This window comes from Sulfitobacter sp. HI0129, from assembly GCF_001635395.1.
Taxonomy (GTDB): domain Bacteria; phylum Pseudomonadota; class Alphaproteobacteria; order Rhodobacterales; family Rhodobacteraceae; genus Sulfitobacter.
In genome coordinates this window covers 1-269 of sequence record NZ_LWGH01000969.1, presented here as the reverse complement: position 1 = coordinate 269, position 269 = coordinate 1, and the positions used below count along the sequence as shown (strand labels likewise).

Annotated in this window: 1 protein-coding gene; it reads left to right on the top strand. The window is 67.3% G+C overall.

The window, feature by feature from the left end:
• Nucleotides 1–269 (top strand): TolC family protein (locus A3764_RS21425; RefSeq protein ID WP_161487527.1); only part of this gene is annotated, 269 nt, incomplete at both ends.

Here is a 269-nt window from a genome sequence, read left to right as displayed (position 1 = left end):
AACCTGCATGTGGTGCGTGAAAACGTGCAGCAATCGGTGGGCAATGCCTATGCCGATTACGCCGCCGCCCGCGCGCAGCTCGAAGCCTCCGACCGGCAGATAAGCGCGGCGGAGATTGCCTTTCGCGGCGTGAGGGAGGAGGCGACGCTGGGCGCGCGCACCACGCTGGATGTGCTGGACGCCGAACAGGCACTGCTGGATGCGCGCTCCATCCAGGTCTCTGCGCGCTCCGCCGTCTATATCGCGGCCTATGCGGTGCTGGCCGCCAC